This window comes from Bacillus sp. JJ1562, assembly GCF_036962705.1.
Lineage (GTDB): Bacteria > Bacillota > Bacilli > Bacillales > Bacillaceae_L > Ferdinandcohnia.
The window spans coordinates 110,014-131,524 of record NZ_JBALOQ010000034.1; the positions used below are offsets into that span (position 1 = coordinate 110,014).

The 21,511-nt window shown below is 34.8% G+C and carries 27 protein-coding genes; 6 read left to right on the top strand and 21 right to left on the bottom strand.

The window, feature by feature from the left end; genetic code table 11:
- The first annotated feature begins 22 nt into the window (after window positions 1–22).
- A complete protein-coding gene (locus tag V7097_RS19120) occupies window positions 23–697 on the top strand; it encodes a DUF421 domain-containing protein (protein ID WP_335705240.1) in 675 nt (224 codons plus the stop codon).
- Window positions 698–709: 12 nt separating this feature from the next.
- Here the strand turns inward: V7097_RS19120 and V7097_RS19125 are convergent, their stop codons facing one another.
- The 4 genes from V7097_RS19125 to V7097_RS19140 all read right to left on the bottom strand — a co-directional run bounded on the left by V7097_RS19125 (window position 710) and on the right by V7097_RS19140 (window position 1,963).
- Window positions 710–952 (bottom strand): hypothetical protein, encoded by a 243-nt coding sequence (locus V7097_RS19125; protein ID WP_335705241.1) that lies wholly within the window; start codon window positions 950–952, stop codon window positions 710–712.
- A gap of 148 nt (window positions 953–1,100) precedes the next feature.
- The gene (locus V7097_RS19130; RefSeq protein WP_335705242.1) at window positions 1,101–1,355 is read right to left on the bottom strand and encodes a stage VI sporulation protein F; all 255 of its coding nucleotides are present in this window, start codon (window positions 1,353–1,355) and stop codon (window positions 1,101–1,103) included.
- Between the two features lie 143 nt (window positions 1,356–1,498).
- Window positions 1,499–1,636, bottom strand: a complete 138-nt coding sequence (locus tag V7097_RS19135; protein ID WP_335705243.1) for a YjcZ family sporulation protein — start codon at window positions 1,634–1,636, stop codon at window positions 1,499–1,501.
- 99 nt (window positions 1,637–1,735) lie between these two features.
- Window positions 1,736–1,963, bottom strand: a complete 228-nt coding sequence (locus tag V7097_RS19140) for a hypothetical protein (RefSeq protein WP_335705244.1) — start codon at window positions 1,961–1,963, stop codon at window positions 1,736–1,738.
- 278 nt (window positions 1,964–2,241) lie between these two features.
- Between V7097_RS19140 and V7097_RS19145 the strand changes: the two genes are divergently transcribed.
- Window positions 2,242–3,246: a spermidine synthase gene (locus V7097_RS19145; protein WP_335705245.1), complete on the top strand. Its 1,005-nt coding sequence runs from the start codon at window positions 2,242–2,244 to the stop codon at window positions 3,244–3,246.
- A 150-nt stretch (window positions 3,247–3,396) separates the two neighbouring features.
- Here V7097_RS19145 and V7097_RS19150 read toward each other — a convergent pair whose 3' ends face one another.
- Window positions 3,397–4,308, bottom strand: coding sequence for a spermidine synthase (locus V7097_RS19150; RefSeq protein ID WP_335705246.1), 912 nt, complete (start codon window positions 4,306–4,308; stop codon window positions 3,397–3,399).
- Between the two features lie 370 nt (window positions 4,309–4,678).
- On the opposite strand from V7097_RS19150, the gene speD reads away from it, so the two are divergent.
- Both speD and V7097_RS19160 read left to right on the top strand, forming a co-directional pair.
- Entirely contained in the window at window positions 4,679–5,086 is a 408-nt protein-coding gene (gene speD / locus V7097_RS19155; RefSeq protein ID WP_335705247.1) for an adenosylmethionine decarboxylase, read from the top strand.
- A 203-nt stretch (window positions 5,087–5,289) separates the two neighbouring features.
- Window positions 5,290–5,997 carry a cytochrome c biogenesis CcdA family protein gene (locus V7097_RS19160; RefSeq protein WP_335705248.1) on the top strand — a complete coding sequence of 236 codons (708 nt, stop codon included), beginning with the start codon at window positions 5,290–5,292 and terminating at the stop codon, window positions 5,995–5,997.
- Between the two features lie 61 nt (window positions 5,998–6,058).
- Here V7097_RS19160 and sat read toward each other — a convergent pair whose 3' ends face one another.
- The 13 genes from sat to V7097_RS19225 all read right to left on the bottom strand — a co-directional run bounded on the left by sat (window position 6,059) and on the right by V7097_RS19225 (window position 17,980).
- Window positions 6,059–7,207: a sulfate adenylyltransferase gene (gene sat, locus V7097_RS19165; RefSeq protein ID WP_438824253.1), complete on the bottom strand. Its 1,149-nt coding sequence runs from the start codon at window positions 7,205–7,207 to the stop codon at window positions 6,059–6,061.
- 305 nt (window positions 7,208–7,512) lie between these two features.
- Window positions 7,513–8,313, bottom strand: a complete 801-nt coding sequence (locus tag V7097_RS19170; protein ID WP_335705250.1) for a PHP domain-containing protein — start codon at window positions 8,311–8,313, stop codon at window positions 7,513–7,515.
- A 70-nt stretch (window positions 8,314–8,383) separates the two neighbouring features.
- Window positions 8,384–9,088, bottom strand: coding sequence for a sulfotransferase family 2 domain-containing protein (locus tag V7097_RS19175; protein ID WP_335705251.1), 705 nt, complete (start codon window positions 9,086–9,088; stop codon window positions 8,384–8,386).
- Window positions 9,088–9,711 (bottom strand): AarF/UbiB family protein, encoded by a 624-nt coding sequence (locus tag V7097_RS19180; protein ID WP_335705252.1) that lies wholly within the window; start codon window positions 9,709–9,711, stop codon window positions 9,088–9,090. The genes V7097_RS19175 and V7097_RS19180 overlap by 1 nt, the downstream gene beginning before the upstream one ends.
- A 100-nt stretch (window positions 9,712–9,811) precedes the next feature.
- On the bottom strand, window positions 9,812–10,477 hold the full coding sequence (locus tag V7097_RS19185) for a sulfotransferase family 2 domain-containing protein (RefSeq protein WP_335705253.1): 666 nt from the start codon (window positions 10,475–10,477) through the stop codon (window positions 9,812–9,814).
- Complete coding sequence (locus V7097_RS19190; RefSeq protein ID WP_335705254.1) at window positions 10,478–11,086, bottom strand: sulfotransferase family 2 domain-containing protein; 609 nt, start codon at window positions 11,084–11,086, stop codon at window positions 10,478–10,480.
- A 151-nt stretch (window positions 11,087–11,237) separates the two neighbouring features.
- Entirely contained in the window at window positions 11,238–13,286 is a 2,049-nt protein-coding gene (locus V7097_RS19195; protein ID WP_335705255.1) for a glycosyltransferase family 2 protein, read from the bottom strand.
- Window positions 13,287–13,360: 74 nt separating this feature from the next.
- Window positions 13,361–14,227: a dTDP-4-dehydrorhamnose reductase gene (gene rfbD / locus V7097_RS19200; protein WP_335705256.1), complete on the bottom strand. Its 867-nt coding sequence runs from the start codon at window positions 14,225–14,227 to the stop codon at window positions 13,361–13,363.
- A gap of 21 nt (window positions 14,228–14,248) precedes the next feature.
- Complete coding sequence (locus V7097_RS19205) at window positions 14,249–15,274, bottom strand: NAD-dependent epimerase/dehydratase family protein (protein ID WP_335705257.1); 1,026 nt, start codon at window positions 15,272–15,274, stop codon at window positions 14,249–14,251.
- Window positions 15,275–16,510, bottom strand: coding sequence for an L-2-hydroxyglutarate oxidase (gene lhgO, locus V7097_RS19210; protein ID WP_335705258.1), 1,236 nt, complete (start codon window positions 16,508–16,510; stop codon window positions 15,275–15,277).
- Between the two features lie 20 nt (window positions 16,511–16,530).
- Window positions 16,531–17,268 carry a sulfotransferase family 2 domain-containing protein gene (locus V7097_RS19215; RefSeq protein WP_335705259.1) on the bottom strand — a complete coding sequence of 246 codons (738 nt, stop codon included), beginning with the start codon at window positions 17,266–17,268 and terminating at the stop codon, window positions 16,531–16,533.
- A 146-nt stretch (window positions 17,269–17,414) separates the two neighbouring features.
- Window positions 17,415–17,537: a hypothetical protein gene (locus tag V7097_RS19220; protein WP_335705260.1), complete on the bottom strand. Its 123-nt coding sequence runs from the start codon at window positions 17,535–17,537 to the stop codon at window positions 17,415–17,417.
- 89 nt (window positions 17,538–17,626) lie between these two features.
- On the bottom strand, window positions 17,627–17,980 hold the full coding sequence (locus V7097_RS19225) for a DUF1360 domain-containing protein (protein WP_335705261.1): 354 nt from the start codon (window positions 17,978–17,980) through the stop codon (window positions 17,627–17,629).
- Between the two features lie 454 nt (window positions 17,981–18,434).
- Between V7097_RS19225 and V7097_RS19230 the strand changes: the two genes are divergently transcribed.
- Window positions 18,435–18,860 carry a hypothetical protein gene (locus V7097_RS19230; RefSeq protein WP_335705262.1) on the top strand — a complete coding sequence of 142 codons (426 nt, stop codon included), beginning with the start codon at window positions 18,435–18,437 and terminating at the stop codon, window positions 18,858–18,860.
- A gap of 18 nt (window positions 18,861–18,878) precedes the next feature.
- On the top strand, window positions 18,879–19,442 hold the full coding sequence (locus tag V7097_RS19235) for a hypothetical protein (RefSeq protein WP_335705263.1): 564 nt from the start codon (window positions 18,879–18,881) through the stop codon (window positions 19,440–19,442).
- A gap of 27 nt (window positions 19,443–19,469) precedes the next feature.
- On the opposite strand, the gene cysC is transcribed toward V7097_RS19235, so the two are convergent.
- The 3 genes from cysC to V7097_RS19250 are packed head-to-tail and all read right to left on the bottom strand — an operon-like array spanning window position 19,470 to window position 21,435.
- Window positions 19,470–20,102, bottom strand: a complete 633-nt coding sequence (gene cysC, locus V7097_RS19240) for an adenylyl-sulfate kinase (RefSeq protein ID WP_335705264.1) — start codon at window positions 20,100–20,102, stop codon at window positions 19,470–19,472.
- Between the two features lie 39 nt (window positions 20,103–20,141).
- Window positions 20,142–20,693, bottom strand: coding sequence for a dTDP-4-dehydrorhamnose 3,5-epimerase (gene rfbC / locus V7097_RS19245; protein ID WP_335705265.1), 552 nt, complete (start codon window positions 20,691–20,693; stop codon window positions 20,142–20,144).
- Complete coding sequence (locus tag V7097_RS19250; RefSeq protein ID WP_335705266.1) at window positions 20,668–21,435, bottom strand: sugar phosphate nucleotidyltransferase; 768 nt, start codon at window positions 21,433–21,435, stop codon at window positions 20,668–20,670. Before V7097_RS19250 ends, rfbC begins: the two co-directional genes overlap by 26 nt.
- Window positions 21,436–21,511 lie beyond the last annotated feature (76 nt).

Sequence of the window (21,511 nt, forward strand, 5' to 3'; positions counted from 1 at the left end):
CTACCATAGAGGGGTGAGCATGTTGGAATATTTTAGAATTACATTTGATTTAGTGGTTGGTCTTTTAGGGTTACTGATTCTTACAAAAATACTAGGAAAAACACAAATAACCCAAATTACAGCTTTTGATTTTATCTCCGCACTAGTACTAGGTGAATTGGTTGGAAATGCCGTTTTCGACCAGAAAATTGGGATCTTCCAAATTCTCTTTGCCATCCTTGTTTGGGGAGTTTTAGTTTATGTGATTGAAATAATAACACAGAAAATTCGAAGGACCAGGCCATTTCTTGAGGGGAAGCCATCGATTATTATTCACAAAGGTAAAATTATTAGAGATCATTTAAAGAAAAACAAACTGGATATTAACCAACTACAGCATCTTCTTCGTTCGAAGGGTGTTTTTTCAATTAGAGAGGCTGAGTATGCCATTTTAGAAACAGATGGCTCAATCAGCGTCCTTAAAAAATCTTCGTATGAGCCACCAACACGTCAGGATTATTATATGGTGGAACAAAAGGTGCGACTCCCGATTACATTGGTGAGTGATGGTGTACTAATTAAGGAAAATTTAAAGGAAAGTGGCTTTTCTGAAAGCTGGCTACAATCTGAATTGAACAGCCAAGGTGTAGTCACGTATAAGGATTTACTATATGCGGAATGGCGTGAAGAGGAAGGCTTGTACGTTCAAGAATTCTAGCCTTCCCTTTATTTATATAGAGTCGTTGAAGAGCAAACCTTCGCCAGTATATTGGGCACGGATGTTTTCGAAATATTGGCTTTGTTTTTTCGTCATTGTTTTTCGTTCAATCTGGTGTAAATCGTATGAACGCTGATTAAAGTTCAATGAAATTGGGTTCACTGGATGTAGCGTCATCTGGTTAGTTTTATAGGTCGTAGTTCGGTGTACATATTGATTGTATTGTTCATTGTTGATTGGTAATATATAGCCCATGTAATACCCCTCCATCCCTTTTTATCGTTTTATATGTATTATTTGTTTTAAAGAATTATGATTTATTATTGAAAGAATTCGAAGGAAGCCTTTTATTTGTTGGGGTCATGATAGAAAAAGGCCTGACAATTGCGTCAGACCCCTTTCCTTATTTTTTGTTAATCATTTTAGAAATGGTGCCAAAGTCCATTTTTTCGTCACCATTTACAATACTGTTTACAATTTTGTCCTCTAGTTGTTTTGATACTGGCTTATTTGCAATCTGTGAAACCCTTCTAATGACAGAGCGAACTGTTTTTTCATCCTTAAAATTCGCATTTTGCAAAGAGTTTGCTAGCTTGAATACCTCCTGCATATCTACGCCTGTTTTCTTTTCGATATTCTTAAAAAAGTTATTATCCATTTCGAAGCCTCCTTACATTGTGTTATATCGTATGAGACCCGCCTAAAAGTGGTGCGCAAGATGGTGAAAAAACTATTTCTTGTTAATTAAATGTAGAAAGTACGAGTCAATTAACTCGTACTTCCATTGGGGGAATGTTGTGTTTAAAAGAAAGAAGCACCTACAATAATCAATAGGATGAACAATACGACGATTAATACAAAAGTAGATCCATGGCCGAATCCGCCATAACCGTAGCCACCAAAGCCACAACCACCAAAGCCGCAACCACCAAAGCCCATATTTAGCACCTCCTCATAAAAAGAGTACATTATAAAGTATGTTTTGAAGGTCAATTATGTGAGGACAGGAGCACAGGGCAAATGCGGAAATTAGTATTTTTACCCCTCCAAATTCTTATCTAACTCCTGCTGTTTTCTTGCCAACCATTGATTTAGTTTTTCCATCCTTGCTTCAAGCTCTTTTTCAAATTTTCTCGCCTCTGTATCTAACTGTCTTAACCCTTTTTCATTTTCTGTAGCCCATTTGTCCAGCTTCCCTTTTGCTTCATCATGGTCTTTGTTGTAATCCGCAACAAAGCGCTCGATTTCTTTTTCAAATTTACTCAAAGCGCACACCTCCGCTCTTCTCTTTTATTTAATGATAAAAACAGGCTCCATGAGCCTGTTTTTGCATAAAAATTACTTAATTGAATTTCTTGCAATAATATATCCTGCACCATACGGATTGTAATCAATGCCTTTCCATTTTACTGTTTTCGTTTAGGCAGTTTTATCAATTATCTTTTTTATAGGCATTCATACAGACTGCCATTAGGAAAATTCCATAGACTAATCCAAGACATGACGTTTGTCTATTATTTTTCAATTGAATGGTGGGAATAAATGTGAATGATTCAAGATCAAAGATTTGGCTCTCCGAAAGTGTGAAACCATCCCAACCAAACAAAATACAAAACCATCAAAAGCATCAAAATAATCCAGGTCAAATAGGGAATAAGAGTAATACACGAGGCGATGTGTGGGATCAAATTAACCTTAAAGAAATGCTGAAATCCGAGCATAAAAAATTATATCAGAGAAGGAGCAAGTTTCAAAAAATCCATGTTTTAGAGGCAAAAGAAATTAGAATGTTTTTAGATGAGCAACTACAATTTAGTTCATTAGATGAACGAATTTATCATGAAGCATTTGTTCACATCCCTATGGCGCTCACAAAGTCACGTGATCGTATTTTAATTTTAGGAGGCGGTGACGGTCTTGCATTAAGGGAAGTATTAAAATATTCAGATGTTAAACATGTCGATCTTGTTGACATCGACCCTGAAGTCTTAAGTATAGCTCGAAATGTACCTGAAATTGTTTCTCTAAATGAACGATCGTTGTTTGATCAACGTGTCAATATTCATGCTGAAGATGCACGTGATTTTTTAAAGACGAACAAAGGGACATATGATCTTATGATCATTGATTTTCCAGATCCTGCAGATCCTGAGCTTGCAAGCTTATATTCACTTGAATTGTTTCAAATGTTAAGCAGATATTTAGCGAAAGACGGTAAAATTGTCTGCCAGGCAATTTCTCCTGAGGATACACCTATAGTATTTTGGAGCATTGGTTTAACAATGGAACGTGCCGGTTTTTATACAGAAAGCTATCATACGATTGTCCCTTCCTTTGGTGATTGGGGGTTTCAATTAGCATCTAAAGTACCTTTCTCTACTCAATTTAAAAAAATAACAGTACCTTATCGAACACTTCCTACAAACTTAGCTAGCTTATTTCATTTTAAAAGTGAAATTTTAGCTTACAAAACCGGTGCGATTGTAAATAATTTGAGTAATCCACAACTGCATACAATCTATAGAGAAGAAATCGTTGATCCCTACTGAATTATAGCGAAAAAACTACTAATTTTCGTTATCTCTTTTTTGTGAATTATTACAACCATGAAGTTATAATTAGAAAAATCCATAATTCTCATAACTGATATTGATTTTGTTTCGATTCAAAAATCAGATAGAATACGATAACGTTTAATCTTAAAACACTCTATTTGTGATATCAACCAAAACCGTGTTTTGATCTGTTTGAACATTACCTATATTCTTTGAGATTTTATAATAAAATGGCAAACTGAACATTTCTCTTAATTCTTTCGTTGACAAATACTTTGCTTTTACAAGCATGTTAAAATTATTAATATTAATATTTGATGTTGTAGCAAGACAAAATAACCAATCCTCACCATCATCTGCTTCGAAGTTGTGATAAGGCTGTACATTGAAACCAACTATTCTAAGAGTTTCATATATACTCCAAAGGTATTCCGCCGTCGAATCACCATTAGAACAAGCTATACTAATTGCACCCCCTGGTTCTAAACGGTTTTTCAATAGGCTGTAAAACTCCTTACTATAGAGACGGGATAGCTGAGTAAATTTACCAATGGGCTCTGGAAGATCCACAATTATAACATCCCATTTTGCTGAGTTCTTCTCTAAAAACCCTCTCCCGTCTTCAATTACAGTCTTAACTTTAGGATTATTCAATGACCCATTATTAAATTGGACCATAGGCTTTAGTTTTTTACCGAAATTAACCATTTCTTCGTCGATGTCTAAGGTAACTACTTTTTCTACATCTTTATAACGAAGAACCTCACGAGTTGTTACCCCACCACCACCTCCGATAATTAAAACACGCTTTCGTTTACGTGCAGCAACCATTGGAACGTGTGCTATCACTTCTGAATATCTATCTTCATCAGGCGCCGTGCTAAACATGACGTAACCATTACTATATATCAGAAAATCACCATTATAACTAACGAGAGCAATATTCTGGGTAGGAGTTTTGTACGTGCGTAAAATTTGATAATCCCCTTCAGGCTCTTCATCATAGCTAATATAATCACTTATTGAATCATACCCAGAGTCTCTAAAACTACTCATAAATATCACTCCTTATTTGTGGATACCCTTTTTAAATCCTATTCCATGTATATTATGGATGTTCGAAAAATCCGCATTTATATCACCTAAAGGAGCCTACTAGAAATGCTTCGTCCATTTAGGGTTTGGTTAATTCGCTTTCATACTAATCTCCATATTCTGTTGCCTGTTTACCTATTAAGTTATGATATGTAAACAGTAGCTAATTGCTTGGACGATTCTCCATATTAATTGCTTATTAATTCATACTACAATTAGCTGCACCCCTACAAAGGACTATTTTCAAAAAATAAGGACTACTGTACAATCTATTTTTTCAGTAAGCAATAACATATATTAATAAAGGATTATTGAGGGGAACGATGAGATTTTGAAAATAGAAGGAAAGCATATTATAATTGACGCATTCGAGTGTGATTCATCGTATTTAAACGACATTATAAAAATAGAAAAAATGTGTATAAAAGCTGCTAAAGATGCCGATATGGAGGTTTTATCTTCACATTTCCACCAATTCGAGCCGCAAGGATTAACAGGCATACTAGTTTTATCCACTTCTCATTTGTCTATTCATACCTGGCCTGAGGAAAGATATGCTTCATTAGATTTTTATACATGTGGCGATCAAGACCTTAATGGTCAAGTTGAATATCTATTAAAAGAATTGTCTTCAAAGAAAGCCATGGTTAGCTCAATTTCCCGTGGTGTATTCAATCCTCAACTGATAAAGTTTGATGAAATATCAGCTGTTCATAATTTTAAGAGTGAAGAAACATGAGAACCAGAATCGTTGTTAAAAATAACAAAAAGCAGATTTCCTTTATAAGGTAATCTGCTTTTTACTTCTATTTTGATGATGTAATTTGAATTTTGTGCATTATTATCATTGTGCATAAAATTATTACCGAATTGCCCTTTACATTCCATCTATACTTACATATGAATATATGAAATTCAATACTTTCGAAAGGAAGGAGAAAATTGGGTGATTTAAATATTTTACTTTCATTCGGAGCAGGTTTATTATCGTTTATTTCTCCTTGCTGCTTACCCTTATACCCTGCATTCTTATCATATATTACGGGGGTATCCATAGAAGAATTAAAGGAAAATAACGGATTACTAAAAAAACGAGTAATACTTCACACATTGTTTTTCTTAGTGGGATTTTCAATCATCTTTGTTGTCTTAGGCCTTTCAACCTCTCTCATTAGTCAACTTTTTCACCAATATAACGATCTTATAAGGCAAATCGGGGCAATTCTAATTATTTTTTTAGGTCTTTTACTAAGTGGTTTTTTAAATTTCGATTTTATCACAAAAGAAAGAAGGTTCACTTTTAAAAACCGTCCGTCAGGCTATTTTGGTTCAGTATTAATTGGTTTTGTTTATGCCACCGGCTGGACTCCCTGTGTTGGGCCCGTTCTAGCAGCAGTAATTGGTATGAGTTTATATACAGGTAATGGTCTACTGTACATGATTGCCTACTTTTTAGGATTTGCTATACCATTCTTTGTATTGTCATTTTTTATCGGTAAATCAAATTGGATTAAGAAATTCAGTAGCAAAATCATGAATATCAGTGGGTATTTTATGGTTGTTATGGGGATCTTTCTTTATTTTGATTGGTTAACGAAAATCACTACTTATTTAACAACATACGTATTTAATGGATTTACAGGTTTTTAAACGAATCTAGTCGCACGTATATCAGTCAACTAAACTAAAAGTAACATGGGCAACCAAACTATTAATGGTTGCCCTTTGCTATACCCTCTATTAAAATTTTCACTACCTCAGGTCGACTGAATTCCTTAGGAGGTATTTGGCCGTCGCGAAGCATTTCTCTTACCTTAGTTCCTGATAAGATGAGATGATCCTCAGAAGAATGAGGGCAAGTTTTGTAAGAGGCCATACTTAAACATTTTTTACAATAAAAACTGTGTTCGAAAAACATAGGGGAAATTCCTAGTTCATCATTAGAAAACTGTAAGAAAATCTTCTGTGCATCATATGTTCCATAAAAATTTCCAACCCCTGCATGATCTCGCCCTACAATAAAATGGGTGCATCCATAATTTTTCCGAACAATCGCATGGAAAATGGCTTCCCTTGGTCCCGCATATCTCATCGCAGCAGGAAATACGGAAAGATGTACTCTATCCTTTGGATAATATAAACTCAATAATTTAAGATAGCTTTCCATTCTTACTTTAGCTGGAATATCATCAGCCTTTGTTTCCCCTACTAATGGATTCAAAAACAAACCATCAACAGTTTCCAATGCACATTTTTGGATATATTCATGTGCACGATGGATTGGATTTCGTGTTTGAAATCCAACGACTGTTTTCCAGCCTCTATTTGAAAATTCTTCTCTTGTTTGGTGGGGATCCATGTAGTAAGAAGATGCATGCTCTTTTTCTGGATGTTTTACTAAAGTGATAGGTCCTGCTAAATAGACATTTCCCCTGTTAAATAGCTTCTTTACTCCTGGATGCGTAAGGTCCGTCGTACCATATACTTTCTCTGCTTCAATTGTTTTATCTGGAATAAACTTTTCTTGTAGCTCTATAACCCCATATACAGCCTCTTCGTAGATTAGCTTTATGGTATCACCAATTTGGAGTTTCTTCGCAGCTTCTTCTGTAATTGGTAAGGTAATTGGTATACTCCATACTAAGCCGTTTGACAGCCTCATATTGTGTAAAATACTTTGATAATCGTTTGATCCAACAAACCCCTGTATCGGACTATACGCACCATTTGCAATTAATTCAAGATCTGATAATGAGGTACGATCAATCTCCACCTCCTGATGGTACAATGAATCATTTAAATCATAACTCATTCGATTCACTAAAGTACCACCATGAGGTATGTTATAATACAAATTCATCACTTCCTTTACAATTATATACTAGGAGAAAACGAGTTGCTTTTTTAAAAACAACTCGTCAACATGAGAAATTCAGCTTAGGCTATTCTTATTCTTTGGCTTCGGCTGTTTTTGCTTGTTTCTCAGCACGCTTTTCCTATTTCTTCGCTTTATCTTTTTGCTTCTTTCCCTTCTTTTTATTTACCTCTTTCTTTTCTTTCGCCATTTCTTCATCCCCCCTTCCTAACCACAATATATTCATTCTGGTTAGGAAGGGACTAGACGTAGATATCATTTTTCAATAAATATACTATTTCATTACTAGATTATTGTACCGGGAAATAGCCAAACTTCCCTAAATTATGATCATCCGTGTGGAAATCAGATCCCCCAGTCATTATTAAATCCAACTTCTTGGCGATTTCAATAAATTTTATTGCATCCTCTTTGCTATGATTCCTGTGCCAAACTTCAATTCCATCAAAGGGGAAATGAAGTAAATCATCAATCATGTTACCTTTTAAATAAACTGGATGAGCTAACACAGCAAGTCCCCCTGCATTTTGGATAAGCTTAATTCCCTCTTCAGGGATAATAATCTTTTTATCGATTGAGCATGGCTTTCCATCAGCTAAAAACTCATCAAAAACAGTTTGATAATGTTCTACATAGCCTTTTTCAACGATCGCCTTCGCAATATGAGGTCTTGAAATGACCTCACCCTTGCTGTACCTAAATACATCTTCAATCGTTATTGGCATCCCTATGGCCTTAAACTTTTCAATTATTTTAATAGCCCGAGTTTCTCTTTCTTCCCTAAGTTGTTTTAACACTTGTGAAAGTTCAGTAGTAGGTGACACATTATATCCTAAGATATCAACTGTTTTTCCGTTGAATTTTGTACTTAATTCGATGCCTGGTATCACCGTTACGCCATATTTTTTTCCCGCCTCGATTGCTTCATGTAAACCATCTAATGTATCATGGTCAGTGATTGCAATAGTATTCAAGCCTATGCTTGATGCTTTTTTCAAAATATCCTTCGGTGAATGATCTCCATCTGATGCAGTTGTATGAATGTGGAGGTCAAAACTTCCCGACCGGACAATATCCATAAGGTTCATCATCAATTTCCCTTCCTTTTCCATCGAATAAAAAGACTGTCGAACTAATCACGACAGCCCTGGTTATTGAAAATCATTTCTGTTCATTTAAAAACGCGAGTAGTTGTTCTTTTTCCTTTTTGGTTAGAGTTTTAAGTTTTCGTTCAAAAAGCTCTTTAGCAAACTTGTAAAGCTCGATGTCAAGTTGGTTTTGTTGTTTGATATATGAGATTATTTCTTCAGGGAGTTCTTGTGTAGAGGCTCTTTTTTTAGTAATATTACGAGTTTCATATGATAAGGAAGGGAAATTATATTCTTTTTGCATAAGAAAAATAGACTCTTTAAACCTTTCCGTAATACCTACAAAAGAAAATTCCTCCAATAAATGTTTTTTTGCTAATTCTAAATCCACCTTATCTCCTGCAATTCTTCTAGTTTGATAATTACAGGTTTTGGCTTGATATTCATCCATGAACTCCTTTATATCCATTTTGCTTATACGTCTATCTACTCCTTCTTTTTTTTCTTTTACAAAATAATAATAGGACAAGACACGGTCTACAGGTTCACGAAGCATGGTGACATAAGTATAAGGAAGATTAAAATTTTCATGTACCCCATATGCAAAATGACCACCAATACATTGCAAATCTCTTGTCTTTTTGATTTCTTTTACCCGAGATGACCTATCAAACCAAATTTGATCTTTGTTAAATTGATTTTTTAAGAATGTTTTAAACGAACTTCCTGCAGTTTTTTGAATATGCAAAAAGATTAATAACTCCTCTTTACTCCTCATTAATTTGATTTCCCCTTTTGGATTTCAAAATAATCCGGTGCCAAAGCCTTCCATTCTAAATAAATTGATTTATCGATATCCCGCACCTGTTTTAAAAATGATTGCAACTTATTGTATCGTCTTAATCTATTGAAGAGCCTCGCTGGATATGGTTGATGTTTAGACATTGAATTCTCATGATCAATTAATTTAAAGTCTCCTTTGGCTGTAATAATTAAATGGCTTGCAGTAACATCCAGCCTCGAAAATCCTAACCTTTTCATTTCTTTCATCATTTCGATAACCTTTTTAACAATGGATGAGGGCAATTGTTCTACCTCTTCATCAAGAATCATGTCATTTAATGAACGACCTGGAATATATTCCATCACGATATAATTATCTCCTACCTGATAAATACGAGGTAAAAGGTTTGATTCCCCCACGTTTTTATACACATCTGATTCTTTTTTTGCTAGTCCGTCTCTATAAAATACTTTTACACACTTTTTTGAAGATAGCTTAAATACTGCACCATGTTTTCCTTTTCCAATAAGGGGATAATTAGTGGGGTTATCTACCGAAACTTCAGAATCACCAATTTTGCTTATACCTATTTTATCGATACCCTTGATATCCTTCATCATGAACCCTCTTTCATTAGTAGTTATATTCTATCCTATGAATAAAAAAATGAGATGTACAGGCTAATCCCCTATTTTTTACTAGGTTTTCATTTCATTTTTATAATTGTCTCAAAAGTTTAGTTTTTGCATATTCATAGATTTCAAGATCCATTTGATTTAATTCTTCTAATTGTTTAATAACTTTCCTCGAAACATCCTCCACTGCTGGGCGCTTTTTTGTAACATTTGCCTTCTGATACGAAATATCACCCCATGCAAATAAATCTTTCATTACGGTTATTGACTCATCAAACATCTCTGAAAGTCCAACAACTGCAAAATCTGCTTCTATATTTCTTTTTGCAACCTCCAAATCTGGTTTATGAATATTTCCTGATAATCGTCTGGTTTGCTGATTTGATGACTTTATTGGAAACCGATGAATAAACTGTTCCAAATTCATATTCTTAACTTCTAGATAAGCTTTATGGCTTGGTCTTTCCAAAATGTAATAATACTCCGAGATGACACGATCGATTGGATTTCGTAGCATCGTAAAATACTTATAAGGTCTATCAAAATGGGCATGAATTCCATGCCAGCAATGTCCACCTACACATTTTAATTGTTCGATGTTTTTTTGCTCCATTTTTGGGTTCATGTCCTTTTCCATATGAAGCCAAACATCTTGTTTTCTATATTGTTTTTGAATTATATTTTTTAACGTAGTACCACCAGTTTTGGGGATATGCATATAAATTAATAGCTCTTCGCTGTTGGTCATTTACTTTCTATCCTTCCTGTTATTACGCTTATATTCCTCCAACGCTTTCTTTGTTCGCCTAGGCAATTGATTAATATTTTCAACTAGTAACTTTTTCGCGTATTGATACAATTCCAAGTCTAACTGATTTTTTTCTGCGATAAGCGCAATTGTGTTCTGAGGTAAATCTGCTTGTTTTGGCCAATTTGATGTTACATTTTCTTTTTCATAACTGATATCTTCCCAGTCTAGATATTCCTTCATTAGAAAAATCGATTCATCAAACATTTCCATAATCCCTACAACCGAATAGGATTCATGGATGTTTTCAATTGCCTTTTCAAGGTCTGGTTTCTTTTCGCCTGAAACAAATCTTGTTTGATGATTTTCAAATGCTGGATTGTTTTGGCTTAATTCCCACTCAATAAATTCTTTAAAATCATAGGTATTTGCACTTTCATACATCCGATTCTGTGGCCTTCTTTTTGCGAAGTAATACGTTGATATGATTCTTTCGATAGGGTCTCTGAGCATGGTAATATACTTATAAGATCCCGTAAACTCCTTATGAATGCCAAATCTACAATGTCCGTAAATAACCTCTAGTTCCTCATACTGCTGTTCAGACAATGTATTTAATTTTTGATGGCCAATGATATTATTTTTATTATATTATTTATCAATAATTTTTCGGATCGTTGAGCCTGTAGTCTTTGGGATATGGCTAAAAATTAATATTTCTTTCGGGTGATGAACGAACCTCTCCATTTACATCCTTCCTTTACAATAAAATTTCAAAGCTTCCGTTTAGCTTAACGGCAAGTCCTTCGGTAGGGAAAAATACATATCCTGTTAACAAATGTTCCCCTTTTGGTAGAAGGTTTTGGCTAGTTACAGTTCTCCAGCCTGCAATCAAAAATTGTTGGTTATTAAATTTTTCCGCAATATCAACCCTTTTTCTATCAATCTTTGTATGGGCAATTACATAATCTTCTTGATTCGCCACAATTATTTCCATTCTTTTATCTGGGTCGTTTTCGTTGATTGCCCACCCGAATAGTTCTATTTGTATATCTTGCAGCTTTCCATTCATTCGCCCTTTAATGGCATTTTCTTCAATGACTTCTTTTACAAACTCGCTCATCTTAATTGCTTCGTTCAGTTTTAATGCAATTGCAAAATCGCCGTTACTTAACTCAAGATTTTCATTATAAAATGGATCGTTGTTAATATAGTTTCTCCATCGCTCCCTGAGGATGCCTGCTTCCACTTTACTTCTTTCTATTCTTTCTGGTGATCGTGCAATTCCACGAGACTTAGACTCATGATGATATAACACGACCTGAGGTAATAAAATATTGTAGTATCCATGTTTATATAGGCTGATGCAAAGGTCTACATCATTGAATTCAATAGCAAGCTCCTCATCAAGTCCACTTACTTCTTCAAATAATGATTTTCTCACCATCAAACATGCTCCAGTAACCGCTGAAAAATTAGAGGGCCCTAGTAATCTCCCAAAATATCCTGGGTATTCGGAATCCTTGCCCTTATAACAATGGTCACAAAGACCTTGTACCCCAAGGACCACTCCGGCATGTTGGATCGTATCATCAAAATAGAGTAATTTTGCACCTACCGCACCTATCTGAGATCGAAGTGCCTGACCTGCCATCTCCTCCAACCAATTCGGAGAAATAACTTCCACATCATTATTTAAAAATAATAGTAATTCTCCGTTTGCTATCAACGCTGCTTCATTATTTAAATAAGACCAATTGTACGGTTCGTCAATTCGTTCGATTTTAATTTTATTTGGGTACAAAGTCTTCCATTTTTTAAATAATGTAATTGTTTCTTCTTCTGTACTTCCGTTATCGATGATAATAATTTCAAAATTTGTGTATGTTGTTTTATTAAAAATTGATTCAAGACATCTTTCAAGAACTTGAGCATAATCCCTTGTTGGAATAATAATTGAAATAAGTGGATTCCCGACAGGATGATAGGTAATCGGGAAATGATTTTCTGAATGAGGGCTTACCGTTACTGTTGCTGATTCTCCTTTTCGTTCTAATGCTTTATTAATTGCTTTCATGTATTTCCTTCCTATGAAACTATTATCATTCGTAGCTTTTTCACGTTTGTGATAAAGAACCTGTGGAATATGATAAATGTGCTTTGTATTTTCACTCAATCGTAAAATGAGTTCCTGGTTTTCTACCCCGATATACCGTTTTTCAAACCCTCCGAGCACCTTTATAAGGGAAGTTCGAAAAACAACAAAATCTTGTACAAACGGATATGTCAAGAATGTATCGGGTGACCAATCGGGCTTGAAGAACGGTCTAAATCTTTGTCCATCAGAGCTGATTACATCTTCATCACAATAGATCATATCTGCTTCTGGTTGCTTGTTTAATAATGCAGCTACCTGAAAGAGAGCATCTTCTTGAATCTCATCCTCTAAATCCAGTAGGACGATGAATTCACCACGTGCAACCTGTAAGCTTCTATTTTTACCAGCAGGTATGCTGTGATTCCACAAGGAATTAATGTTAATTCGGCTATCATCTGTAGTTAAATCCTGTAAATCCTTACCTATTCCCTTACTTCCCCAAGGAGCTGCAATAATCCATTCAAATAATGGATAAATTTGATTCTTCACTGATGCAATACATTTTTTAATATGCTCTAGGTTTCCATCCTGAACTGATGTAATAATGGTGAATAAAGGGCTATAAGTAAAATTATTCAATTTCGCTTTCATTTCTTCTCTTTTTAGTTCTGTTAATGCATTATATTTCTGCCAAATCTCATATTCATTCAAGATTCTCCCCTCCTTTAAAATATATTTTATTTTATGCAAAAAGGAAGGCTGTCGGAATAAAGCAACAGCCTACATTATAGATGACCTTTTCGAACTAAATAGTCTGTTAATGAATTCCGCCAGCTTTTCATTTGGTAAATATTATTTATTTTAGTGTTGTCTAAAACACTGTAAGAAGGCCTTTTGGCTTTTGTTGGAAAAGCTGTGTGAGGAACTGGCGTCACGTTAACATTCATATATAATTGTTCAAAAATCTCTGCAGCAAATTCATACCAACTGCACTCACCTTCACCAGAACAATGGTAAACTCCATATTCCTCTATATTTTCCTCGATAAATTTTACAATGGTTATTGCAATCTCTAGCGTATGGGTAGGTGACATTACTTGATCGTCTACTACCGTTAATTTCTTTCCTTGCTTTCCAAGCTGAATCATTGTTTCAACAAAGTTATTACCTTTGCCACTTGGACCAGCCAACCCAAATAATGAGGAGACCCGAAAAATGAAAAATTTATCATGGTAGCTCTTTATAAATTGTTCTCCAGTGAGCTTACTAACCCCATACACATTTAGTGGATTTGTACAATCATTTTCCACATATGGTTGGTTTTTCTCACCGTCAAATACAAAATCCGTTGTAAAATGAATGAATAATTTGTTATGAAGATTACAAAACTTTGCCATTTCCCTGACAGCTATTCCATTCACAATAAAAGATTTTAAAGGAAAATCTTCACATTCATCTGTTTTATGGTAGGAGGTGCAATTAATGAGAACATCAAAATCTATTTGTTTAAGAAACTGGTAGATATCGTCTTTCTCTAAGTCAAGGTCTTTACGAAAAACATTAATGAGTTCGTATTGGGGATAAAAGGAGAAAATATATTGAATGTCTGTTCCAAGCTGCCCATTCGCACCTAAAAGAAGTATTTTTTTCATGTTGTCATTTCACCCTTATTTCTAAAGATCAAGAATTCCTCCATACATTTCAATATTTTTAATAATTTTGTGCCACTTAACTAAATCCTTATACCAATCAAGAGTAATGGTTTGCTCTGATTTTGTTAATTCTCCACTATTTAGCTTTGAATAGATTTCAATTGCACCATCAGCACCCGACTTTTTCGCCTTCCACCCTAACAATTTTTCAATCTTATCAAAACTTACACGGTATGAACGGTAATCAGGATCTCCATACCAATCTATTTGAACATCTGTTGGTAAGGCGTTTGCAATCTCATTTGCAAGGTTTCCAAGCTGATAATTATTCGAATTTGAACCTACGTTAAAAATTTGACCATTTATTAAAGTAGGGTCAGTTTCGAGTAAAAGGCACATGATATCTGTTGTATCCTCGATATGCACAAAAGGTCGCCATTGGCTTCCATCGCGCATTAATGGAATAACACCATCTTTCCATGCACCATATGTCATGCCATTTATTGCTAAGTCAAATCTCATTCGAGGTGAGTAACCAAAAACAGTCGCTTGCCTTAAAACGGTAACAGTAAAATCCTCATCTGCTAGCGGAAGAATATGCTGTTCAGCCTTTTCATTCGCCTTTGCATATACGGTTATTGGATTTGTCGGTGATTGTTCATCCACTATTGTGTCCTTATCCTGAAATCCATATAAACTACAGGAAGATGGTAAAATGTATTGCTTAACTCCTAGCCATTTAGCCAAACATGCAGTGTTAACCCTCGAAATATAATTAATTTCATTTGTTGCCTTCATAAAGAGCTCGCCACTTGGATCATTCGAAACAGCAACAAGATCTATTACTGCATCTACTCCCGCAAAATACTCTGGTTTCATTCTTCTTGTATCCTCTTGAATGACTTCTAAGTTCTTATGTTCTGAAATTTTATCTATCCCAAAAAAATATCGATCAACTGCTTTAACTTTGTATCCCTTTTTTAATAATTTTGGAACTAAAATACTTCCAATATATCCTCCAGCACCTGTAACTAAAATTTCCTTCATTTATGAGTCCCTCCATTCATTATTTATTTTTCCTTGTTGTTTTTTACAAATTTCATCCACCACATAGCTTGCAAATGGAATTGAACAAGTGAAACCAGGTGATACCGCGTTTAGCACGTGGATTGATTGCCCGTCACCTTCAAATACAAAATCCTGTACAAGCTCCATTGTTTCTTTATTTAAAAGCTGGGCACGTATACCTGGGCGAATCGATTTATCAAATGCTTTTACATCTATTTTATTTACGAGGCTTTTTGCTAAATGAACAAAGTACTTTTTCCGATACTTTTTCATTTCTGTAAAAGCAAGTTTTCTAAAATTAAATGCATTTTTAACAAATAATTTTGTCTCATAATATNNATATAGTATTCTAATAAATTCATTAAAACGAAAACGGTCGATACCCTTGTAATTTTCACGCCAAAAAGCTGGTATGGCTGTTGGACCAATTTTTATTGTGCCATCAACGGTTTTTGTGAAATGGACACCTAAAAATGGATTATTTAAATTTGGAACTGGGTAGATATTAGTTGTGACATTTTCCTGGTCGATATTGTATTTTAGATAGATTCCTTTGAAAGGAATAATTGTATATTTTGTACCAAAACCAAATTCCTTCGAAATCTGATCAGCGTATAAACCCGCAGCATTTATAAAATAATCAAAGTAAAAATCACCCTTGTTTGTGACTATTTTATTATCTACTTTTCTTCTATATTGTGTTTGAAAATAAAATTGTACTCCTTTTTCAACCAGTTCATTCTTCATCGTCTGACATACTAAGTTTGGATCAACAGATGCGGTTGAGGGTGAATGGAGTGCTTTTTTATAGGTTTTTGCATTTTTATCATACTTGTAAATTTCATCCTCAGCTACCCATTCTAAGTCCACACCATTAAGGTCCCCTCTTCGCTTAAGCTCCTTTAGTCCATCCAGTTCTGCCTCATTTGTAGCTACAACAAGTTTTCCACATTCATTTATAGGTAAATGATGAACCCGACAATATTCTTTCATTGCCAAATTACCTTCTTTTGTAAACTTTGCTTTTAAACTATCCGCGCTATAATAAAAACCTGCATGGAGGACTCCACTATTTCTACCGCTAGAATGGAAAGCAACATCTTCCTCTTTTTCTAAAATACATACCGATTTCATTGGCATCCTAGATTTTAGTTCACGTGCAATTGTTAGACCAATGATGCCCCCTCCTACTATCACGTAATCAAATTTCTGCATGTCTTCACCCCGTTAAAAACCTAGTTAATTTTGTAACGATTTAATAGGAGGTTTAATTGCCTCTTAGATCTCTTATCTAGGCTAGATAATTGTTTTTCTAATCGTTCCTTTTCAGCATTATACAGTGTTATATCAATTTGATTATTTTCTCTTATAGCTTGAATGCATTCATCTGAAATTCCATTCCTGTTTTGAGTAACATTTTTTCTTGAATAGGTAATGGTATCCCAATTAAATTTTTTCTTCATTAGATACACTGATTCTGTAAAAAGCTCTGTGATACCCACAAAAGCAAAGTGTTCTTTGATTATTTCGGATGCCTTTTTGTGTTCATTCTCTTCTAACGCTTCCTCCAACGGCTTCCCACAGATAATCTTACATTGTTTATTCATATTAACTTGTTCACCTTGAAACTCTAACAAGTTCATTTTCTTTACCTTGTTATGGAGATGGTGATTTGCATGTCTAAGAATAAAAAAATACTCCGAAATAATTCTATCTACAGGATCCCTGAGAAAAGTGATATATGTTGAGGGTATCTCTACATATTTGTGAATTCCAAAGGATAAGTGACAATTAAGCCATTCCACAACATCAAGCTGTATGTTTTTTAACCTTTCAACTACCTCTTTATGATTCTGAAATGACTCATATACATCTAGAATTTCTTCATCACTGTAGTTTTTACTTAAAATACTTTTAAAAGTAGTTCCCGCTGTTTTTGGCATATGAAGATGAATTTTTAGTAACTGCTCCATCATAATTACATCCTTTGCAATAATAAATATTTTTTATAGTTTATGAGAAAACGCTCTATTATGTACGGTACAAAAAACTATTTTCCTCGAAATAGGTAATTAATTAGGCTCCTTTAGCAAAAAAAAGTAGACCCTTATAGCAGAGCCTACCTTTCGTTAGAACGCCTTCTTCTACCACACCCACAGCCACGTCTTTTCTTTGTCGCTTTTTTTTCTGTTTCCCGCTTATCACTTGTAGCTTTTATTTCGTTTTTATATTCATCTCTCATAAATGATTCCTCCATTATTTTTGGACCTTTTTCTTACTAGTTTATGTTTTTTCTTAATGTCTGGTTCACCTTTACCAAAAAACAGGCTTTTAATCTAGTAATTTTGTATTGATTGTTTCGATTAATGCTGCAATCCCCGCAATTGCTAAAACAGCAATAATAAATTCAGTACCAATCGGCCATATTATCCAGCCCGCATATAAGAATGCAGAAATCCAAATCCCTGTACACCAATAGCAGCTAATTAATTCACCTATCCATGCTCGTAATCCTTTCCCCTTGACCTCAACATAAGTAGCAGTTGTACCGTCGGGATCAGTCTCTTCATATTCATGGATAAACGGCTTACGGATAAATGCTGTTATTTTATCAAAGACAATTAAGCGAGTTAAGCGAAAGCTTGCTAAACCAAATAGTGCGAACTCTAACCACCCCTCAAACATGAACATACCTCATTTCCATTTATTTATTTTCACGCTATATCTTATGCTTTCACCATTTGATAAGGAACTTTGATAAAAGCTTTTCCATGTAGGCAAGGATGGATTTTTCGACAGCAAGGGAATCGTACATGCGTGAGTTGCTACAATCTCATAAACTATCATGACATTTTTAAAGTGAGGGGATATGAAGGGGACATCAATACAAATACCGCAATCAGAACAAAAAAAATATGCAAATGTAGATTCCACTGTCCTTCCTTATGTCATTGTGATTCCTTCTTGTAAACCGTGCCATTGTCGTCCAATTTGTGGGAATCGACATGACTTCCACCATTGCTGTTAATTCAAGCTGTGCGAACAAGAATTTTCTTGTTCGCAATTCAGGCATTTGTACCTTTCACAAGTCTTCCATTTACATAAACTAAAATAAGGGGAAAAGTTAGGACGAGATGAATTGTCACATAATTTCGATCAACATTGTAATTGCCATGAAGATGGTTTTGATCATCAACATTCATTCGGTCACCAAAACTATAAACACTCCCATGATCATGGTCGTTTCAACAATTACAGAGATGAAAATAAAGAAGACCGCTTTAATGCTAACAATATGAATCGTCGTCATTTTAATCAAATTCACCATTCAGCTAGTAATCATAACAATAGTAGAAATCGTGGGAAAATCCCACCACTACGCAAGCGAATCGAAAACGATCGGTTAGATGATCGACTTGACGACTTACGTAATCAGGACCTTAAGAGAATCCTAGATTTAGACGACTTACGAAATTTACGAGATTTACAGGATTTGCAAAAACGTCTTTACAAACTTAATAGGAAAGACGATGACGATAAAAAGAATATAGTTATCATATTTTAAAGGAGGGGAAAAAATAACATGAGTCATTTTTATTGTGATAAATGTGGAAAAGTAAAGCGTGGTCAATTCCATCACTTTGATCATCATGGACATAATGATTTCCACCATCATGATAATTTCCATAATTGTGATTGTGATGACTGTCGCAACAAGCACCGCCATGATTTTATCTGTGATCGTATTATTTGTGACGATGATTTTCGCTTACGTCTTGGTGGACTACAGGGTGGACTAAATTTCCGATTACGACAGCATGTAGGTTGTAAAGTAAAACTAGAATTAGAAGGAGGAAGAAAGATTCAGGCTAAAATTTGCTTCGTAGGATCCGATTTTATTGAAGCCGAGGTTATTGAACCTAGAGGAGCCACAGAGCAAAGAAATAATGAGAATAACGATAATCACCAGGACCGAGAAGATCATGAAAATATTGAAAATCGCAGACAACAAAGAAATAACCGAAATAAGCGCAGACAAAATAATCGTGATAAAGCATTAATTGTTCCATTTTCTGGAATTAAATCCGTTGAACTAAGGGACGATTGTAATTGTGGCCCTGATGTGGAATGTAACTGCCACGATTAATCAAAACAATAAAGGAAAAACACGGGATTATTGCCCGTGTTTTTTCGTTCCTTTAAGATTTAATTTTCCTTTAATATATTGATAAACCTGGTTTGTAGATTCTGATAAAGAAGAATTTACTGAATCAACTATTATTTCGGGTGACTCCGGTTCTTCATATGGTTGGGAAATTCCAGTAAAGTTCTGAATCTCACCTGTTCTTGCCTTTTTATAAAGTCCCTTTGGATCACGTGCTTCGCATTCATTCAACGGGCAATTTACGAATACCTCAATAAATTCATCTTTACCAAAAATATTTCTTGCTGCAGCCCTATCTTCGGCATAAGGTGAAATAACTGCCACTAACACGATGATTCCTGCATCAACGAATAGTTTCCCCACTTCAGCAATTCTACGAATATTTTCCTTCCGATCCTGTGAACTGAATCCTAGATTATTATTAATACCATGTCTAATGTTATCCCCATCTAGCAAGTATGTGCGTATACCTTCTGAATATAATATTTTTTCTACTGCATTCGCAAGTGTTGATTTACCGGATCCGGAAAGACCCGTAAACCAAATGATTAAGCTTTTATGGTCATTTAACGATTGTCTATCATTTTTTGTGATAGACCCTTTATGCCAAATTATGTGTTCATTGGATTGTGTAGATTCCATCGTCTCCACCTTTCTTGGATTTAGTTACTGAAAATGAAATTAATATAAAAAGCTATTTTCTGCGTCTTTTAATAATGGTAGACTTTGATCCTTCTCTGATAAAATCGGATTTTTTACAGGCCATTCAATATTTAAAGTTGGATCATTCCAAACAATACCGCGATCATGTTCTGGTGAATAATATTCATCAACCTTATACATGATTTGAGTATTTTCAACTAAAGTACAAATTCCATGCGCAAACCCCTTCGGTACAAGAATTTGCCTTTTATTACTCTCGCTTAAAATAACACCTACCCATTCTCCGTATGTTGGAGAGCCTTTTCGAATATCAACGACAACATCGTAAATTGCTCCAGTAAGGGCTCTTACAAGCTTCGTTTGAGCTTTATCGGGTAATTGATAATGAAGTCCACGTATCGTTCCTGCTTCCTTAGAAAGGGAGTGATTATCCTGTTTAAAATCAAAATCTATACCTAATTTTGTAAATTTATTAAGGTTATAGCTTTCCATAAAGAATCCACGATGATCACCATATACATCTGGTTCTAAAATAAACACATCTTTAAGCTTTGTTGGTATCTTCCTCATTTGTTCCATCCTCTCTCTGTAGCTTTTCTTCACAATAGACTAGATGACTTGATAGATACAAAGATTTAGGAGTACCTGCATCAATCCACCAGCCACTTAAAATGTCGTACTTTAATTGATTACTTATTATGAACGAGTTATTAACGTCTGTAACTTCTAATTCACCACGTTCAGAGGGTTTTAATACCTTTATAAAGTCAAATACTTCAGGACCGTACATATAAATGCCTGTTACACAATAATCTGATGAGGGATTCTCAGGCTTCTCCTCAATTGACACAATCCGTTTATTCGACTCATCCAAGGTAGCTATCCCATATCTGGCAGGATCGTGTACACGTTTTAATAAAACCCTTGCTCCTTCAGATTGCTTTTTAAATGACTGAATATACGGTGTCAAGCAATCTTGAAAAATATTGTCTCCTAGTAAGACTATAAATTTTTCATTATTCACAAATCCTTCTGCTAGGTTTAATGCTTCTGCTATTCCACCAGCGTTTTTTTGAATTTTGTAGGTTAATGAAACACCCAACTCTTCACCTGTTCCCAGAACCTTCTTAAAAGCATCTAAATCATGCTCATTTGTAATTAGTAATATATCCAAGATACCAGCTTCTTTTAGTTTTTTAATGGGCCAATAAATCATCGGATATGGGCCTACCGGGAGCAGATGCTTATTCATAATTCGTGTAATTGGCCTAAGCCTACTTCCTGTTCCACCTGCTAGTATTACTCCTTTCATCCATAAACCTCTCCTTACTTTTTTGAACAACCTCCTCTAGTAAGATATGAGAAAGGGATTAAAATTGTATTAATTC

Excerpts from the sequence above, each read along its gene's own strand:
- V7097_RS19130 (WP_335705242.1), bottom strand. The coding sequence starts at position 1,355 with ATGGATAATAACTTTTTTAAGAATATCGAAAAGAAAACAGGCGTAGAT.
- V7097_RS19225 (WP_335705261.1), bottom strand. The coding sequence starts at position 17,980 with ATGTTTGAGGGGTGGTTAGAGTTCGCACTATTTGGTTTAGCAAGCTTT.
- cysC (WP_335705264.1), bottom strand. The coding sequence starts at position 20,102 with ATGGAATCTACACAATCCAATGAACACATAATTTGGCATAAAGGGTCT.
- V7097_RS19205 (WP_335705257.1), bottom strand. The coding sequence starts at position 15,274 with ATGAAGGAAATTTTAGTTACAGGTGCTGGAGGATATATTGGAAGTATT.
- V7097_RS19135 (WP_335705243.1), bottom strand. The coding sequence starts at position 1,636 with ATGGGCTTTGGTGGTTGCGGCTTTGGTGGTTGTGGCTTTGGTGGCTAC.
- V7097_RS19215 (WP_335705259.1), bottom strand. The coding sequence starts at position 17,268 with ATGGAGCAGTTACTAAAAATTCATCTTCATATGCCAAAAACAGCGGGA.
- V7097_RS19180 (WP_335705252.1), bottom strand. The coding sequence starts at position 9,711 with ATGAAGGATATCAAGGGTATCGATAAAATAGGTATAAGCAAAATTGGT.
- rfbC (WP_335705265.1), bottom strand. The coding sequence starts at position 20,693 with ATGAGGAAGATACCAACAAAGCTTAAAGATGTGTTTATTTTAGAACCA.
- V7097_RS19170 (WP_335705250.1), bottom strand. The coding sequence starts at position 8,313 with ATGATGAACCTTATGGATATTGTCCGGTCGGGAAGTTTTGACCTCCAC.
- V7097_RS19175 (WP_335705251.1), bottom strand. The coding sequence starts at position 9,088 with ATGAGGAGTAAAGAGGAGTTATTAATCTTTTTGCATATTCAAAAAACT.
- V7097_RS19125 (WP_335705241.1), bottom strand. The coding sequence starts at position 952 with ATGGGCTATATATTACCAATCAACAATGAACAATACAATCAATATGTA.
- V7097_RS19250 (WP_335705266.1), bottom strand. The coding sequence starts at position 21,435 with ATGAAAGGAGTAATACTAGCAGGTGGAACAGGAAGTAGGCTTAGGCCA.
- V7097_RS19185 (WP_335705253.1), bottom strand. The coding sequence starts at position 10,477 with ATGACCAACAGCGAAGAGCTATTAATTTATATGCATATCCCCAAAACT.
- rfbD (WP_335705256.1), bottom strand. The coding sequence starts at position 14,227 with ATGAAAAAAATACTTCTTTTAGGTGCGAATGGGCAGCTTGGAACAGAC.
- V7097_RS19235 (WP_335705263.1), top strand. The coding sequence starts at position 18,879 with ATGAGTCATTTTTATTGTGATAAATGTGGAAAAGTAAAGCGTGGTCAA.
- V7097_RS19220 (WP_335705260.1), bottom strand. The coding sequence starts at position 17,537 with ATGAGAGATGAATATAAAAACGAAATAAAAGCTACAAGTGATAAGCGG.
- sat (WP_438824253.1), bottom strand. The coding sequence starts at position 7,207 with ATGAATTTGTATTATAACATACCTCATGGTGGTACTTTAGTGAATCGA.
- V7097_RS19150 (WP_335705246.1), bottom strand. The coding sequence starts at position 4,308 with ATGAGTAGTTTTAGAGACTCTGGGTATGATTCAATAAGTGATTATATT.